At 66.5% G+C, this 15879-nt stretch carries 15 protein-coding genes; 8 read left to right on the forward strand and 7 right to left on the reverse strand.

Annotated elements, in window-relative coordinates; genetic code table 11:
* Positions 1–61 precede the first annotated feature (61 nt).
* Positions 62–829: a methyltransferase domain-containing protein gene (locus OCGS_RS01600; protein WP_007425466.1), complete on the reverse strand. Its 768-nt coding sequence runs from the start codon at positions 827–829 to the stop codon at positions 62–64.
* A 63-nt stretch (positions 830–892) separates the two neighbouring features.
* Here OCGS_RS01600 and gloB point away from each other — a divergent pair, with 63 nt between their 5' ends.
* Together gloB and clpA are read left to right on the forward strand one after the other, a co-directional pair.
* Positions 893–1663: a hydroxyacylglutathione hydrolase gene (gloB, locus tag OCGS_RS01605; protein ID WP_007425467.1), complete on the forward strand. Its 771-nt coding sequence runs from the start codon at positions 893–895 to the stop codon at positions 1661–1663.
* A 174-nt stretch (positions 1664–1837) separates the two neighbouring features.
* Complete coding sequence (gene clpA, locus OCGS_RS01610; protein WP_007425468.1) at positions 1838–4159, forward strand: ATP-dependent Clp protease ATP-binding subunit ClpA; 2322 nt, start codon at positions 1838–1840, stop codon at positions 4157–4159.
* Positions 4160–4225: 66 nt separating this feature from the next.
* Here the strand turns inward: clpA and OCGS_RS01615 are convergent, their stop codons facing one another.
* The 3 genes from OCGS_RS01615 to OCGS_RS01625 all read right to left on the reverse strand — a co-directional run bounded on the left by OCGS_RS01615 (position 4226) and on the right by OCGS_RS01625 (position 8196).
* Positions 4226–6391 (reverse strand): peptidoglycan -binding protein, encoded by a 2166-nt coding sequence (locus tag OCGS_RS01615; RefSeq protein WP_007425469.1) that lies wholly within the window; start codon positions 6389–6391, stop codon positions 4226–4228.
* A gap of 1 nt (position 6392) precedes the next feature.
* Complete coding sequence (locus OCGS_RS01620) at positions 6393–7586, reverse strand: hypothetical protein (RefSeq protein ID WP_007425470.1); 1194 nt, start codon at positions 7584–7586, stop codon at positions 6393–6395.
* A gap of 64 nt (positions 7587–7650) precedes the next feature.
* Positions 7651–8196: a gamma-glutamylcyclotransferase gene (locus tag OCGS_RS01625; RefSeq protein ID WP_040610280.1), complete on the reverse strand. Its 546-nt coding sequence runs from the start codon at positions 8194–8196 to the stop codon at positions 7651–7653.
* Positions 8197–8272: 76 nt separating this feature from the next.
* Here OCGS_RS01625 and OCGS_RS01630 point away from each other — a divergent pair, with 76 nt between their 5' ends.
* The gene (locus OCGS_RS01630) at positions 8273–9271 is read left to right on the forward strand and encodes a DUF2125 domain-containing protein (RefSeq protein ID WP_007425472.1); all 999 of its coding nucleotides are present in this window, start codon (positions 8273–8275) and stop codon (positions 9269–9271) included.
* Here OCGS_RS01630 and OCGS_RS01635 read toward each other — a convergent pair.
* The gene (locus OCGS_RS01635; RefSeq protein WP_007425473.1) at positions 9264–10025 is read right to left on the reverse strand and encodes an NAD kinase; all 762 of its coding nucleotides are present in this window, start codon (positions 10023–10025) and stop codon (positions 9264–9266) included. The genes OCGS_RS01630 and OCGS_RS01635 overlap by 8 nt on opposite strands.
* A 99-nt stretch (positions 10026–10124) precedes the next feature.
* On the opposite strand from OCGS_RS01635, the gene OCGS_RS01640 reads away from it, so the two are divergent.
* Positions 10125–10889, forward strand: coding sequence for an alpha/beta fold hydrolase (locus OCGS_RS01640; protein ID WP_007425474.1), 765 nt, complete (start codon positions 10125–10127; stop codon positions 10887–10889).
* 60 nt (positions 10890–10949) lie between these two features.
* On the forward strand, positions 10950–11069 hold the full coding sequence (locus tag OCGS_RS01645) for an entericidin A/B family lipoprotein (RefSeq protein ID WP_040610282.1): 120 nt from the start codon (positions 10950–10952) through the stop codon (positions 11067–11069).
* Between the two features lie 36 nt (positions 11070–11105).
* On the opposite strand, the gene OCGS_RS01650 is transcribed toward OCGS_RS01645, so the two are convergent.
* On the reverse strand, positions 11106–11612 hold the full coding sequence (locus OCGS_RS01650) for a cytochrome b (RefSeq protein WP_007425475.1): 507 nt from the start codon (positions 11610–11612) through the stop codon (positions 11106–11108).
* 125 nt (positions 11613–11737) lie between these two features.
* Here OCGS_RS01650 and OCGS_RS01655 point away from each other — a divergent pair, with 125 nt between their 5' ends.
* Both OCGS_RS01655 and OCGS_RS14945 read left to right on the forward strand, forming a co-directional pair.
* Positions 11738–12007, forward strand: a complete 270-nt coding sequence (locus OCGS_RS01655; protein WP_007425476.1) for a type II toxin-antitoxin system Phd/YefM family antitoxin — start codon at positions 11738–11740, stop codon at positions 12005–12007.
* An 84-nt stretch (positions 12008–12091) separates the two neighbouring features.
* Positions 12092–12589, forward strand: coding sequence for a hypothetical protein (locus OCGS_RS14945; RefSeq protein WP_156800933.1), 498 nt, complete (start codon positions 12092–12094; stop codon positions 12587–12589).
* Position 12590: 1 nt separating this feature from the next.
* On the opposite strand, the gene lepA is transcribed toward OCGS_RS14945, so the two are convergent.
* Positions 12591–14393, reverse strand: coding sequence for a translation elongation factor 4 (gene lepA, locus OCGS_RS01660; RefSeq protein ID WP_040610283.1), 1803 nt, complete (start codon positions 14391–14393; stop codon positions 12591–12593).
* Positions 14394–14599: 206 nt separating this feature from the next.
* Between lepA and OCGS_RS01665 the strand changes: the two genes are divergently transcribed.
* Positions 14600–14899, forward strand: coding sequence for a hypothetical protein (locus OCGS_RS01665; protein ID WP_007425478.1), 300 nt, complete (start codon positions 14600–14602; stop codon positions 14897–14899).
* Positions 14900–15879: the final 980 nt, after the last annotated feature.

The following is a 15879-nucleotide window of genomic DNA, read 5'->3' on the forward strand; positions in this document are numbered from 1 at the left end:
CAACCGCCTATGGCGCGGGCCGCGCGTTCCTTTCGCCGCCGCGGCATCGGCGCGCAGGGCATCAGTCGGGACGCGCCAGGCGGCCCGTCGCGGGTTCGGCCCCCGGCTGCGCCATGCCGTCGAGCACGCGCAAGGGGCGGCGCACGGCGTCGCGCAATCCGCCCGCCCGCGCCGGGACCTGCTTGGTCGCCTCGACGATCAGCACGCCGCCGGCATAGCGTCCCGACAGGCGGCTGCCCGTGCGTTCCAGCAGCCCCCCCGCCCGCATCCAGAAGGGACGTTCGGACGGCGGTTGAAACAGGGCGGCGGCATGGCCCGCCGGAACGAAATCGCCCTCGCGCAGAAGCGCGCCGATCTGGCCCAGCGAATAGGGCCGCCCCGACCCGAACGGCGTGCGATCGTTGCGCGCCCAAAGACCCGCGCGGTTCGGCACGATGAACAGCGCCCGCCCCCCCGGCCCCAGCACGCGATAGCATTCGGCCAGCAGCGCCTGCGGATTGTCCGACGTTTCCAGCCCGTGCAGCACCACCAGCTTGTCGGCCATGCCGGTTTGCAGCGGCCAGCCCGTTTCCTCGCACAGGACCGAAAGGTTGGGCTGGCCCGCCGGCCACGGCATCACGCCCTGCGGGCCGGGCATCAGCCCCACCACGCGCCGCGCATCGGTCAGAAACGGGCGCAACAGCGGCTGCGCGAACCCGAAGCCGACGACGTTCTGTCCCTTCGCCTCGGGCCAGAAGGCGACGACACGGTCCCGGACGGCCTTTTGCGCCGCGCGGCCCAGACGGGTGCGGTAATAGAAGTTCCGCAGGTCGAGAACGTCGAGATGCATTGAAGCGGGCGGCCCCGGCAATAGGTGTCGCAGCGACCATAGCCATCCGAAGGGACGATAACCATGCCGTTGCAGATCGTCACCGTGCCCTGCCGCACCGACAATTACGCCTTCCTGCTGCATGACGACGATACCGGCGCCACGGCGCTGGTCGATGCGCCCGAAGCCGCGCCGCTTGTCGAGGCTCTGAGGCAGCGCGGCTGGCCGCTGGACGAGGTGTGGATCACCCATCACCACGGCGACCATGTCGAAGGGTTGCCGGGACTGCGCGACGCCTTTCCCGGCCTGCGCGTCACCGGTGCCGCGTCCGATGCGAAACGCCTGCCGCCGCTGGATCGGCAGGTGGAACCGGGCGGATCGTTCCCGTTCGCCGGGCATGACGTGCGGGTGATCGACGTGTCGGGGCACACGATCGGCCATCTCGCCTATCACCTCCCCGACGCGCGGGCCGCCTTCACCGCCGACAGCCTGATGGCGCTGGGTTGCGGGCGGTTGTTCGAGGGCGACGCCGCGACGATGTGGAACAGCCTGCGCCGCCTGGCGGCACTTCCCGACGACACGGTGATCTACAGCGGTCATGAATACACCGCGGCCAATGCCCGGTTCGCCCTGACGATCGAGCCCGGCAACGACGCCCTGCGCGACCGGGCCGCCCGCGTCGAGGCCGCCCGCGCGCGGGGCGAACCGACGGTGCCCTCGACGCTGGCCGAGGAAAAGGCGACGAATCCCTTCCTGCGCGCCCACTTGCTCGAAATGAAACGGTCCCTAGATATGCAGCGATCCGACGACGTCGCCGTCTTCGCCGAAATCCGTGCCCGCAAGGATCGGTTCTGACCCGCCCCGTACCGCTGGCGTCCTGGTGCCCCTGGCCCACGATGACCGCGGTGTGACCTTCCGGCGCGAAGAATTGACTTGAAGCATGGCCATAAACAACCATCCTTTAACCCCAAGAGGTCAAGGTGGGGCGACCCGAGGCGTCCGACCCAACGAGAGAGAGGAGCACTGCACGTGCCTTCATTTTCCCACACGCTCGAACAGGCGATCCACGCGGCGCTGGCACTGGCCAACGGCCGCCGGCACGAACTCGCCACCCTCGAACACCTGCTTCTCGCCCTCACGGACGAACCCGACGCCGCCAAGGTGATGCAGGCCTGTTCGGTCGATCTGGCCGATCTGAAGCAGACGCTGACCGAATTCATCGACGACGACCTGTCCACCCTCGTGACCGAGATCGACGGATCCGAAGCCGTGCCGACCGCCGCGTTCCAACGCGTCATCCAGCGCGCCGCAATCCATGTGCAATCGTCGGGCCGCAGCGAGGTGACGGGCGCCAACGTGCTGGTCGCGATCTTCGCGGAACGCGAAAGCAACGCTGCGTATTTCCTGCAAGAACAGGACATGACCCGCTATGATGCGGTGAACTTCATCGCCCACGGCGTCGCCAAGGATGGCAGTCACGGGGAAAGCCGCCCGGTCACCGGCGCCCCCGACAGCGACGAGGAGAACACGCAGGTGGAGGATGGCGAAGCCAAGGATTCCGCACTGGCGAAATACTGCGTCGATCTGAACGCGAAATCCGCCAAGGGCGATGTCGATCCGCTGATCGGGCGCGAACACGAGGTGGAACGCTGCGTGCAGGTTCTGTGCCGCAGGCGCAAGAACAACCCGCTGCTGGTGGGCGACCCCGGCGTCGGCAAGACCGCCATCGCCGAAGGGCTGGCGCGCAAGATCGTGCAGGGGGAAACCCCCGAGGTGCTGAGCAAGACGACGATCTACAGCCTCGACATGGGCGCGCTGCTGGCCGGCACCCGCTACCGCGGCGATTTCGAGGAACGTCTGAAGGCCGTCATGTCGGAAATGGAAGGCCATGCCGACGCGGTGCTGTTCATCGACGAGATCCATACGGTGATCGGCGCCGGGGCGACTTCGGGGGGGGCGATGGATGCGTCCAACCTGCTCAAGCCCGCGCTTCAGGGCGGCAAGCTGCGCTGCATGGGCTCGACCACCTACAAGGAGTTTCGCCAGCACTTCGAGAAGGACCGCGCCCTGTCGCGCCGGTTCCAGAAGATCGACGTGAACGAACCCTCGGTCGAGGACAGCGTGAAGATCCTGCGCGGCCTCAAGCCCTATTTCGAGGAACATCACGACATCAAGTACACCGCCGATGCCATCCGCACCGCGGTCGAACTGAGCGCGCGCTACATCAATGACCGCAAGCTGCCCGACAAGGCCATCGACGTCATCGACGAGGCGGGCGCGGCCCAGCATCTGCTGGCCGAAAGCAAGCGGCGCAAGACCATCGGCATCAAGGAGATCGAGGCCGTCGTCGCCAAGATCGCCCGGATTCCGCCCAAGAACGTGTCCAAGGACGACGCGGAGGTGCTGAAGGATCTCGAAAAGTCGCTGAAACGCGTGGTCTTCGGGCAGGATGCGGCGATCACCGCGCTGTCTTCCGCCATCAAGCTGGCCCGCGCTGGCCTGCGCGAACCCGAAAAGCCCATCGGCAACTATCTGTTCGCCGGTCCCACAGGCGTCGGCAAGACCGAGGTGGCCAAGCAGCTCGCCAGCGTTCTGGGGGTCGAGATGCTGCGCTTCGACATGTCGGAATACATGGAGAAGCACGCCGTCAGCCGCCTGATCGGCGCGCCGCCGGGATATGTCGGCTTCGACCAGGGCGGGATGCTGACCGACGGCGTGGACCAGCATCCGCATTGCGTGCTGTTGCTGGACGAGATCGAGAAGGCGCATCCCGATGTCTTCAACATCCTGTTGCAGGTGATGGATCACGGCAAGCTGACCGACCATAACGGCCGCGCGGTGGATTTCCGTAACGTGATCCTGATCATGACCTCGAATGCCGGTGCGTCCGATATGGCGCGCGAAGCCATCGGGTTCGGCCGCGACAAGCGCGAGGGCGAGGATACCGCCGCCATCGAGCGCACCTTCACGCCCGAATTCCGCAACCGCCTGGATGCGGTGATAAGCTTCGGCGCGTTGCCGAAGGAGGTGATCATGCAGGTCGTCGAGAAGTTCGTGCTGCAACTGGAAGCGCAGTTGATGGATCGTAACGTCTCGATCGAGCTGACGGACGAGGCGGCGGCATGGCTGGCCGACAAGGGCTATGACGACAAGATGGGCGCGCGTCCGCTGGGCCGGGTGATCCAGGAACACATCAAGAAGCCGCTGGCCGAGGAATTGCTGTTCGGCCGGCTGACAAAGGGCGGCGTCGTCAAGGTGGGCGTGCGGGACGGGGCCATCGACCTGCGCTTCGACCCGCCCGAACAGCGGCGTCTGTCGTCGAAGAAACCGCCGCTTCTGACGGCGGACTGACACGTCGGAGCAATGCCCGGAATGGGGCGGATCGGGAAGCCGGTCCGCCCTTTTCGTTTCGGGCCGCTATCGTTCGGTCAGCTTCAACTCGATCCGCCGGTTGCGGGCGCGCGCTGCGGGCGTGGCGGCCGGATCGACAGGGCGGTATTCGCCGAAACCCGTGGGCGCCAGACGCCGAGCAGGAAAATTTAGCTCGTCGCTCATATAGCGGACGACGGACAGGGCGCGCGCCTGGCTCAGTTCCCAATTGTCGGCAAAGGCGCCGGTGCCTGACAGCGACACGTCGTCGGTATGGCCGTCCACGCGGATCACCCAGTCGATATTGTCGGGGATGTCGGCGGCGACCTCGCCCAGCAGCGACGCCACGCGCGCGATCTGCGCCTTGCCGGCTTCGGACAGGTCGGCCGACCCGCTGGGAAACAGCACTTCGGACGAAAAGACGAAGCGGTCGCCGACCACCTGCACGCCTTCGCGGTCGCCCAGAACGTCGCGCAGACGCCCGAAGAATTCGGACTGATACCGTTCCAGCCGTTCGCGTTCGGATTGCTCCAGAAGCAGCTTCTGCGCCAGGGCGGTGTTCAGCCGCGCGCCGAGATTCTCGACCTGCGCCAGCGGCGTGTCGCCTTCCGCATCCGCCAGGTCCAGTGCCTGGGCCAACCCCGCAAGCTGATCGCGCAGGGCGGCCACCTGACGGTTCAGCGCCTCGATCTGCCGTTGCGCCCGTTCGGATGCGGTATCGCGCTCGGCCAGTTCGGATTGCGCGGCCGCCAGAAGCGCCGCCTGCACATCGGCTTCGCTCAGGCGGTCCTCGACGGCGACGCGGGCGGCCAGCACGTCCTGCAATCGGCGGCGCAGATCGGCGGTCTCGCTCTCCCGCTCGGCCAGGGCGGCTTCCAGCGCCGCTTCGGACCGGACGAGATCGGCGCGCTCGGACGTGCGCGCTTCCAGCGCCGCGGTCAGTGTCGCGGCGGAATCCCGCAGTTGGGCGGTTTCCAACAGGGCGGCGGTCAGGCGCGCGGTCAGGTCGGCCCCTTCGGCACGAACGCGCTCCAGCTCCTCCTCACGGGCGTCCTGTGCCAGCAAGGCGGCGGCAAGGCGTTCGTTCAGCGCATCGCGGTCGGCTTCGGCCAGCGCCGTGGCCTCGACCGCCCTGTCCCGATTTAGCAGCGCCTGCGCCAGGCGCCGGTTCAGGGCGTCCCTGTCCGTCTCGGCGGCTGTCAGTGCCTCCTCCAGCGCGTCGCGGTCCAGAAGGGCGGCGGCGAGGCGCGTGTCCAGATCGTCGGCGCGCGCGCCCGCAGCGGTCAGCCGGTCCTCGGCCGCTTTCAGCTCCGCCTCGGTCCGGTCCTGCGCCAGCAGGGCGGCGGCCAGGCGGGAATTGACGCGCGCACGGTCCTCGCCCGCATCGTCGAGCGATTGACGCAAACTTTGCGCCTCCTGCGCGGATCGCTCGCCCGCCAGCAACGCCTGCGCCAGCCGCGCGTCCAGATCGTCGCGCACATCCTCGGTCGCGGCCAGAAGGGTCAGCACGCGCTCGGCCTCCTTGCGCTGTTCCTCGAGCGCCAGGGAAAGCGCGGTCAATTCGGCTTCGGACTCTCTCAGGCGGTCGCGCAGGGCTTGGGCGGCGGCGGCATCGGTCAGACGCGCGGCTTCGGCTTCGTCCAGCGCTTCGGCCAGAGAGGCCGCGCGGTCGGCGTCGGCGCGCAATTCCGCCGTCAGCGCCTCGAGCGCCTCGCGGCGGGCGGCGGCAAGGCGCGCCGCTTCGGCCTGGGCGTCGATTTCGTCGCGGGCGCGGGCCAGCGCGAGATCCAGCGCCTCCTTCTCGGTCAGCACCGCATCGCGGGCGGCTTCGGCTCCGGCGAGGTCGGTGCGGGCAGCGTCGCGTTGGGCAATCAGGCTGGCGACCTGTTCCTCGAACGACGCGATGGCGGCGGCCTGATCGGAAGCCCGGACGCGCAGGGACGCGACCAGGTCGGCCTGCTCGTCCCGTTCGGCGACCAGCGCCGCACTGCGGTCGCGTTCCAGCCCCAGCAGCCGGTTGAGCCCCGCCAGTTCCGCCGTGAGGGAGGCGAGTTGCGTTTCCTGCCCCGAAATCTGTTCGCGCAGCACGAACTGCACCACCATGAAGATGGTCAGGACGAACATGATGACCAGCAGCAGTGCGGTCATGGCATCGACGAAACCCGGCCAGATGCTGGACGACATGGCCCGGCTGGATCGTCGGGACAGGGCCATGTCAGCCCGCCTGTTTGTCGGCGATCGCACCGCCGCGTTGCGCGCGGATCAGGCTGCGCGCCATCTGGCGCAGTTCCTGCCGCAATTCGGCGGTGGTTTCCTGCCGCCCGGCCGCGATCTCCTCAAGCAGGCGCAGCAGCTGCACGTCGATGGACCGCAGCCGCATCCGGCTTTCGGCGTCGATGGTCCCTGCCCCGGTCTTCTGCGCGGCCTGAAGGATGTCGGCCAGCCGGTCCTGCCCGTCGGCGACCCGCGCCAATGCCGAATTGACCGATCCTTCCTCGTCCATGCGGTCGGTCATGCGGTCGATGCTGGCCACCAGATCGCCCATGCGGTCGTCGGTGCGCGCGCGCGAGGCGTCGGACGCGGCCACGATGTCGCGCAGCCGGTCCACCTGATCGGCCATGTGTTCCATCATCGCCGCCGCGACCGCCTGATCGCCGCCTTCCGCGCCTTCGGCCGCGAACCCGACCCGCGTGATCGAGGACAGCCATTCTTCCAGTTCGCGATAGAAACGGTTCTGCGCATGGCTGGCGAAAAGCTCCAGCAGGCCGACGACCAGCGATCCGGCAAGCCCCAGCAGCGAGGACGAGAACGCCACGCCCATCCCGCCAAGCTGGGATTCCAGCCCCTCCATCAGCCGGCCAAAAACCTGCATCCCGTCCTCGTTCGCGGACGGCGCCAGCGAACGGATGGTATCGACGATGGCCGGGACGGTGGTGGCAAGGCCGATGAACGTGCCCAGAAGACCCAGATAGATCAGCAGGTTGACGATATAGCGCGTGATGTCGCGCGCCTCGTCGATCCGCGTCGCCACCGAATCGAGGATCGACCGGGACGAGGTCGCGCCGATCTGCATCCGTTGGCCCCGGCTGCGCAGAAGGGCGGCCAGGGGCGCCAGAAGACGGGGCGCGCGGGTGAATTCGTGGCCCGGATTCTGCGCTGCGAACCCCTCGATCCAGTGGACCGATTGGATCAGTTGCCAGCCCTGCCAGAAACAGGCCAGAATGCCGATCACGAAGACCAGCCCGATAAACCCGTTCAGCAGCGGGTTGGCCAGAAAGACGGGGGCGACGCGCGGAAACACCGCCCAGGCCCCGATGGCCGTCAGCACCAGCACGGCGACCATCAGAACGATCTGGCGAACGGGCTGGGAAAAGATCGGGACGGCGTCGCGCCGGGTCCGGTCGATCATCGGGTCATCCTGCCAGCCTTGTCGCGCGTCAGCCTAGCGGACGCGCCGCGCGGATCCAACGGGGTCACGCCGGCAATCCCCGGATGTGGCGCACCCGCATCGCCAGCCATTGCAGGTCGGGGTCGTGGATGCCCAGTTCGGCCAGGTGCGCGGTCGTGTTGAATAGATATTCGCTGTTGGGGCCCCGTCCGCCCACCGATCTGGCGATGATCTGGGCCTGTTCCTCAAGCTCCAGCTTGCCGGTATACTGGACGTGATTGCGGTCCACCACATAGGCCACGGCCGTCACCCGCCGTCCGTCGCCCAGGGCGAGCGTCACCTGCCGTTCGAGGTAGGCCGACGATACCAGTTCGCGCGCGCGTAGCATCGCCAGCGTCGCCGCCTCGGTTCCGCGTCTGGCGCGCAGGGCGAGGCCGGTGCAAAGCGTGCCGTCCGTCCGGTCGAGCGCCAGCACCAGCCCCGGCGCGGCTTCGGTCCCGCGATGATGCACCGACCGCATGCAGAACGTGCGGTCGTATCCCGGCAGCGCGGCGATAACCCGTTCGGCCACGTCGAATTCGGGGTTCCAGATCAGCGATCCGTATCCGAACACCCACAAGTCTGCCTTCATCGCGCGCTGGCCCTTCCCTGACCGGCCCTATAGACACCAAGCCGGGCTGCGGGAAAAGCCCGTGCCGGGGGACGCGATGCGCATATTGTTCGGTCTGATCGTCGTCGCCGCGCTGACGTGGTCGGGATTGTGGGTCATGGGCGCGCGGCTGGCGAAAGAGCGGCTGGTCGGCTGGTTCGCGGAGCAGCAGGACCAGGGCCGGGTCGCGCGGAACGACGGCATCGCCGTGCGCGGCTTTCCCAACCGGCTGGACGCGACGGTGACGGCGCCCGAACTGGCCGATCCGGCGACGGGCTGGGGCTGGTCCGCGCCCTTCGTGCAGATCATGACGCTCAGCTATCGGCCCAACCACGTCATCGTCGCCCTGCCCGACCGACAGAATGTCGGCACGCCGCTCGGGGATGTGGATGTCGCCAGCGAACGGCTGCGCGCATCGGCCGTGTTCGATCTGGCCCCCGGCTTCCCGCTGGATCGCGCGACGCTTGTGGGAAGCGATGTGGCACTGACGCTGGATGCAACCAGCGTCGCGATGGCCGAAATGCGGCTGGCGGTCGATCATCTGCCCGATCCCGGCGGCAGCGGCGCCTATCGGGTCGGCGCGGACCTGACGCAAGTGACGTCGCGATCCGGCCTCGACCTGCCGTCGATCGACGAGGTGCGTCTGGATGCGACACTTATCTACGACACCCGCTGGCAAAGCCGGGGGACGACCGAACGGCCCCGCCTGACCCGGATCGAGATTTCCGATGCCGGTGCCCTGTGGGCCGATGCAGAGATCGGCGCCGAGGGCACGCTGGACATCGGCCCCGATGGCAGGCCGGTCGGACAGATCGACCTGCGCGTCGAAAACTGGCGCATGCTGCTAAACATGGCCGAAGTCGCGGGTCTGACCCCTGCCGCCACGCGCGCCCGGACGGAACAGGCGCTGGGATTCGTCGAGATGCTGTCGGGCACCGAAGGGGTCATTGAAGTGCCGCTGATATTCGAGGACGGACGGATCATGGCCGGCCCCATGACCATCGGCCCGGCCCCGCGGCTGGAACGACCGCTGGACACCGCCCAGCCCGTCAGGTGAACTGTTCGCGCATCAGGCGTTCTTCCAACCCGTGCCCCGGATCGAACAGGATGCGATGGGAAACCGCGGGTTCGGTGCGGATTTCCACCCACAGCACGTCGCGCACCGACCGCCCGTCGGCGTCGGCCATGATCGGGCGCTTGTCGGGGTCGAGAACGTCGAGCCGCACCATCGCCGCCTTGGGCAGCAGCGCGCCGCGCCACCGTCGCGGACGGAACGCGGCCATCGGCGTCAGCGCCAGAACGTCGGCCCCGATGGGCAGGATCGGCCCGTGGGCGGAATAGTTGTAGGCGGTCGAACCGGCCGGGGTGCTGACCAGGACGCCGTCGCAGACCAGCTCCTCCATCCGGGTCTTGCCGTTGACGCCGATCCGCAGCCGCGCCGCCTGCGGACCGGCCCGCAGCAGCGAAACCTCGTTTATCGCCAAGGCCCTGGCGATCCGGCCGCCCTGCGTCATCGCCGACATGGCGAGGGGATTGATCACCTCCTCCTCGGCGGCGGCCAGGCGGGCGGGCAGATCGGCTTCGGCGAAATCGTTCATCAGGAAGCCGATCGTGCCGCAATTCATCCCGTAGACCGGCACGTCCAGATGCGTCGTGTCGTGCATGACGCGCAGCATGTGGCCGTCGCCACCCAACGCGACGACGACATCCGCTTCGGCGGGCGCCACGGTGCCATAGCGGTCGACAAGGGCGGACAGGGCCGTTTGCGCCACATCGGCCGTGCTTGCCTGGAACGCTATTCTGACGGGCATGGCGGTCTCCGGTCCGGTCGATCCCAGCCTTGACGCCCCCCCGGCGACAAGACAAGTCACCCGAAACACTTCCTGCCCTTTCCTGCCAAGGAGACGACCATGATCGACCTTGCCCGCACCGCGCATGACAGCGACGGCACCGCGCCGCCGCTGCTGATCGCGCATGGCCTGTTCGGGTCGGCGCGCAACTGGGGTGTGATCGCGCGGCGATTGTCGGATCGGGGGCCGGTCGTCGCCGTGGACATGCGCAATCACGGGCGATCAGACTGGTCGGACGATCATTCCTATGCGGCGATGGCCGGGGATCTGGCGCGGGTCGCGGCGGATATGGGCGCGCCTGTCGATGTTCTGGGGCATTCGATGGGCGGCAAGGCGGCGATGATGCTGGCGCTGCGGCTTCCCGATCTGGTGCGCCGGCTGGTCGTGGCGGATATCGCGCCGGTGGCCTATGACCACAGCAAGATTCACCTGATCGACGCGATGCAGGGGCTGGATCTGTCGAAGATCGAGACGCGCCGCGACGCCGACGAGCAGTTGCGTATAACCGTCGACAGCGACGACGTACGGGCTTTTCTGCTGCAAAGTCTGGATGTTGCGGATCGGTGCTGGCATCTGAACCTGGACGTTCTGCGAAACGCGATGGAGCGGATCACCGGCTGGCCCGACCCCGAGGGACGGTTCGACGGACCGGTCCTGTTCCTGTCGGGGGCCGATAGCGACTATGTCGGGGACGCGCATCGTCCGGCCATCGACGCGCTGTTTTCCAAGGCGCGGTTCGCGCGGCTGGCGGGGGCGGGGCATTGGCTGCACGCGCAGAAGCCGCGCGAATTCGAGGCGGCGGTTCGGGCGTTTCTGGATGGCTGAGCAGGGAACCGGACGGCCGCACGGACGCTTGGGGATTGCATGAAACCGTTAGGAAACAACATGATCAGAGCTATCGTCGCCGTCATCGCCTTGGCCGGTCTGGCCGCCTGCAACACCGTTGCCGGGGCCGGGCAGGATGTGGAGATCGCGGGCGAGGCCGTTCAGCAGGCCGCCCGTTGACCCCGATGGCCCGGCCCCGCGGCCGGGCCTGACGCGTCAGTAATCGCGCGAGGTCATGCGGCTGACCACGCCGTCGCGCTTGACCAGATGCCACAGCGCGCCGAGAATATGCGCCGCGATCAGCGCCAGCAGGATCAGCGCCGCCCAGGCGTGGATCTCGGCCACCACTTCGGATCCGGTAAGGATCGCGGTCAACCCGGCAATCGGCATCCCGATCAGGAAAATATAGAAAAGATAATGGTTTGCGCGGCTGACCTTCTGGATGATCGACGGTTCGTTCGGGGGTGGCGGCGGGGCGCCGAAGGCCCGGCGCAGGCCCAGACGATAGAGCATTGCGATCAGGATCGAGGTGCCGATAATGCCGTGGACCCAGGCCGTTCCGGCGGTGGTTTCCATGCGGGTCTGGGGCGCCTCGAACCAGGCGGCCATGCCTTGCCCGGTCAGGAACTGCATCGCCACCAGCCCGACGATCAGCCAGTGCATCCCGATCTGGCTGGGGCGATAGGCGCGGATGAAGGCGGGACCGGGGACGGTGTGCGGCATGACGGCTCCTGTCGTTTTGCCGGCAACGCGGGGGAGCGGACGGGGTTCCGCACGGTGCGTTGACTGCGGCGAAACGTACAATTTGTACATTTCAGAGGCCGAAACGCACAAGTCAGGACGCCGCCATGAATTCCGACATGAAAGAGGTCACGACCAGCGAGTTTCGCGCCCGCATGGCCGCCTATCTGGACTTCGTGCGCGTCGAGGGCGGGCACCTGTGGCTGCGCCACCGCACCCGCCCCATCGCCGGTCTGGTCCCGATGGAGGACGTCCGGCTGCTGGAACAGTTGCATGCGGGGAGCCTGGAGCGGAAGCACAAGGAGCAGAAGGAGTTGTTGAGGCGGTGGGAGGGGGTGCGGAGTGAGGTGAACAGACGTTGGCGTAGTCAAATTTAGTATTGTTAGCCGCCAATTCTCTTGTAAGGTTCGACCTAAGTGTAAAGTTTACCTAGTCCATCTATAGTGCGGAGTTCCGAACTCATGAAATATGGTGCAATAGTAGTTTTGGCAGCCGCCAGCTTTGCAGGACCATCTAAGGCACAGTGGATGCACCAAGAGCATGGCGGCGCATTCGACGGGAACGCAGTTCAGATGGCCATTGCAGCCAGCGCCAGTTATGGGTTGGCTTTACGATGTCGTAATTCGGATGATCTGGAAATCATATATCTAACTCCTGAGGCTACGGAGGCGGGTACCATTGAGGTCATGAACGCCGCGTCCCCGACCCTCTTACTAAGAGTTGACGAAAACGAGATGTTTGAACTTGCTGCTACTTTAGAGCTAGCAAACGATGGGACAGTTACTGCAATAAGTGATGCACCAATCACCGTTCCTAGCCAAGTCAATTCAGCGACCACTAGAGTTGCGGCTGCCTTAAAAATATTAGGACAGGTTTTCCATGAAACCGAATTTAAGGTTAATGGGTCTACCGCCGCCACCAATGTCTTAAGTGAAAAATGCGGGCTATCAATGGAATAAATCACCCATCCATCTTCAACGCATTGATGAACGCTTCTTGCGGGATGTCCACTTTCCCGAATTGGCGCATCTTCTTCTTGCCGGCTTTCTGCTTGTCCAGCAGCTTGCGCTTGCGGGTGGCGTCGCCGCCATAGCATTTGGCGGTCACGTCCTTGCGCATGGCCGACAGGGTTTCGCGGGCGATGACGCGGCCGCCGATCGCAGCCTGGATGGGGATCTTGAACATGTGGCGGGGGATCAGCTCTTTCAGCTTCTCGCACATCTGGCGGCCGCGCCCCTCGGCCCGGTCGCGGTGGACCATCATCGACAGCGCGTCCACGGGTTCGTCGTTCACCAGAACGCTCATCTTGACGAGATTGTCCTCGCGGTAGCCGATCATCTGGTAATCGAAGCTGGCGTAACCTTTCGTTACCGATTTCAGCCTATCGTAGAAGTCGAACACCACTTCGTTGAGGGGCAGGTCATAGACAGCCATCGCACGCGACCCGGCATAGGTCAGATCCTGCTGTATGCCGCGGCGTTCCTGACAAAGCTTCAGCACGTCGCCAAGGTATTCGTCGGGCACCAGGATCGTCGCCTTGATGCGCGGTTCCTCGATATGGTCGATGCCGGCGGGATCGGGCATGTCGGCGGGGTTGTGCAGCTCGGTCATGGTGCCGTCGCGCTGGTAGATGTGATAGACGACCGAGGGCGCGGTGGTGATCAGGTCGATGTCGTATTCGCGTTCCAGCCGGTCGCGGATCACCTCCAGATGCAGCAGGCCCAGGAACCCGCAGCGGAAGCCGAAGCCGAGGGCGGCCGACGTCTCCATCTCGTAGGTGAAGGACGCGTCGTTGAGGGCGAGCTTTTCGATGGCGTCGCGCATATCCTCGAAATCGTTGGTATCGACGGGGAAAAGGCCGCAGAACACGACCGGGACCGACGGCTTGAACCCCGGCAGCGCGGTCGCGGTGGGGTGGCGTTCGGTGGTGATCGTGTCGCCGACGCGGGTGTCGCGGACCTGCTTGATCGACGCGTTGAGATAGCCGATCTCGCCCGGCCCAAGCTCGGCCACGGACGTCATGGCGGGGCGATAGACGCCGACATCGTCCACGTCGTAGGTGCCGCCGGTCTTCATCATGCGGATGCGGTCGCCCTTCTTCAGCACGCCGTCGATGATCCGCACGATGACGATGACGCCGAGATAGGTGTCGTATTTCGAATCGACCAGCATCGCCTTCAGCGGCGCGTTCCGGTCGCCCTGACGGGGCGGCGGCAGGCGGGTGACGATCGCCTCGAGCACGTCGGGGATGCCCTGCCCGGTCTTGGCGCTGATCTCGACCGCGTCGTGCGCCTCGATCCCGATGACATCCTCGATCTGGGTGCGGACGCGGGCAACGTCGGCGGCGGGCAGATCGACCTTGTTGAGCACCGGGACAATCTCGTGATCCGCGTCGATGGCCTGATAGACGTTGGCCAGCGTCTGCGCCTCGACCCCCTGGCTGGCATCGACGACCAGAAGCGACCCTTCGACGGCGCGCATGGACCGGCTGACCTCGTAGCCGAAATCGACATGGCCGGGCGTGTCGATGAGGTTGAGGACATAGGTATGGCCGTCGCGCGCGGGATAGTCGATGCGCACGGTGTTGGCCTTGATGGTGATGCCGCGCTCGCGCTCGATATCCATCGCGTCGAGAAGCTGTTCCTTCATGTCGCGCTCGGCGACGGTGCCGGTCAGCTGGATCAGCCGGTCGGCCAGCGTGGATTTCCCGTGGTCGATATGGGCCACGATCGAAAAGTTGCGGATGCGCGATATGTCGGTCATCGCCGGGATATGCGGGGCGGCCGGGCTTTGGTCAATGGGGCGACGCGCCGCGCGGCCCATGCCGATGGGCAACAGATGCGGATGGCGGGGCAGCTTGGCGGCTTTGTGATTTGAGAGGCGGGTGGCGGGACCGCTAGCGTTGTGGGACGTGCAGTCGGACAGCCGGGGGCCATAACCCCGGAGCCGGGAAATTGAGGATGAGATCTATGAAGAAGACGATGGTGATCGCGTTGCTGGGCATGATGGCGGCGGGCGGCGCGCAGGCGCGGGTGATCGAGCAGGCCTGCCTGAGTTCGGACCGCGCATCGGGAAATCGGCCGCTGTGCAACTGCATCCAGCGCGTGGCCGACGCGACGCTGACCCGGCGCGACCAGAAGACCGCCGCCAAGTTCTTCCGCGATCCACACCGCGCGCAGGAAGTGCGCCAGAGCGACCGGCAAAGCGACGCGGTGTTCTGGCAACGCTATCGCGCCTTCGGGGCGACGGCCGAAAATTACTGCGGCTGAAGGCGCGCCGGGCTGGCGGGCTGACCGGGCCGGCTGATGGACAGGTCTGCCTCGGGTGTCCTTCCGACCGATGAGGCGCATGTGTCCGAGTGGCGCGTTCGGTGGTCCATCGGCCGAGAAGGCGCCGTGTCCAAGGTTCGGCACCCTCTTGAGGAGGGCTTGCAGGCTACGTCCGATATCCGGCCTGAGCGTGTCGCCCGATCGTCTGGACACGGCGGCAGGACAAGGAGCGTGGCCAGGCATCGCGGCATCGCCGGTTGTCCGAGCACGTCTGGACGACAGCCCGAAGGAGGGACGGCGATGCGTGGGGGTCGCGTGCGAGAGAGAAGGCGTGCGGCGAAGTAGTCGGCGGGGCCTCGGCGGGTGGTTCGAGCGCATCTGGGCGGCAGCCCGACAGAGCGACAGCGATGCGTGGGGGTCGCGTGCATTCGGCGAGACGTGCGGCGAAGTAGCCGACGAGGCATCGGCGGGTTATTCGAGCGCATCTGGACGGCCGCCCGACAGGGCGACAGCGATGCGTGGGGGTCGCATGCATTCGGCGAGACGTGCGGCGAAGTAGCCAGCGGGGCCTCGGCGGGTGGTTTGAGCGCATCTGGACGGCAGCCCGACAGGCGACAGCGATGCGTGCGGGTCGCGTGCGAGAGACAAGGCGGGCGGCGAAGTGCCAGCGAGGCGTCGGCGGGTTGTTCGGGGGCGTTTGGACGGCGGGCCGGAAGGGCGGCGATCCATACGGGTTGTGCGCGCGGAACAGGACGTGGGGCGAAGTTTGTATAGCGGCGTTGCCCTGTCTCGACTTTGGGTAGACGGCGGGTTGCGCTGCTGATCAGGCTGGCGCCGCTTGGTCGTTCGAACGCACGAGGACGGTGTGACAGGGTTCGTTGCGGCGGCGGCCGTTCTTGAAGGTCTGCGCGACAGTGCAAGAATGCCGGTCGTGCGTCACTGCGGTTTTCGGTCGCCAGTCGGCCTCGATTGGAAGCAGG

It is taken from the genome of Oceaniovalibus guishaninsula JLT2003 (assembly GCF_000299575.1).
GTDB classification, from domain to species: Bacteria; Pseudomonadota; Alphaproteobacteria; order Rhodobacterales; family Rhodobacteraceae; genus Palleronia; species Palleronia guishaninsula.

Coding starts and splice junctions, on each gene's coding strand:
- OCGS_RS01665 (WP_007425478.1), top strand. CDS start 14,600: ATGAAGAAGACGATGGTGATCGCGTTGCTGGGCATGATGGCGGCGGGC.
- gloB (WP_007425467.1), top strand. CDS start 893: ATGCCGTTGCAGATCGTCACCGTGCCCTGCCGCACCGACAATTACGCC.
- OCGS_RS01615 (WP_007425469.1), bottom strand. CDS start 6,391: ATGGCCCTGTCCCGACGATCCAGCCGGGCCATGTCGTCCAGCATCTGG.
- OCGS_RS01630 (WP_007425472.1), top strand. CDS start 8,273: ATGCGCATATTGTTCGGTCTGATCGTCGTCGCCGCGCTGACGTGGTCG.
- OCGS_RS01620 (WP_007425470.1), bottom strand. CDS start 7,586: ATGATCGACCGGACCCGGCGCGACGCCGTCCCGATCTTTTCCCAGCCC.
- OCGS_RS01635 (WP_007425473.1), bottom strand. CDS start 10,025: ATGCCCGTCAGAATAGCGTTCCAGGCAAGCACGGCCGATGTGGCGCAA.
- OCGS_RS01625 (WP_040610280.1), bottom strand. CDS start 8,196: ATGAAGGCAGACTTGTGGGTGTTCGGATACGGATCGCTGATCTGGAAC.
- OCGS_RS01600 (WP_007425466.1), bottom strand. CDS start 829: ATGCATCTCGACGTTCTCGACCTGCGGAACTTCTATTACCGCACCCGT.
- OCGS_RS01650 (WP_007425475.1), bottom strand. CDS start 11,612: ATGCCGCACACCGTCCCCGGTCCCGCCTTCATCCGCGCCTATCGCCCC.
- OCGS_RS01640 (WP_007425474.1), top strand. CDS start 10,125: ATGATCGACCTTGCCCGCACCGCGCATGACAGCGACGGCACCGCGCCG.
- OCGS_RS01655 (WP_007425476.1), top strand. CDS start 11,738: ATGAATTCCGACATGAAAGAGGTCACGACCAGCGAGTTTCGCGCCCGC.
- lepA (WP_040610283.1), bottom strand. CDS start 14,393: ATGACCGACATATCGCGCATCCGCAACTTTTCGATCGTGGCCCATATC.
- OCGS_RS14945 (WP_156800933.1), top strand. CDS start 12,092: ATGAAATATGGTGCAATAGTAGTTTTGGCAGCCGCCAGCTTTGCAGGA.
- OCGS_RS01645 (WP_040610282.1), top strand. CDS start 10,950: ATGATCAGAGCTATCGTCGCCGTCATCGCCTTGGCCGGTCTGGCCGCC.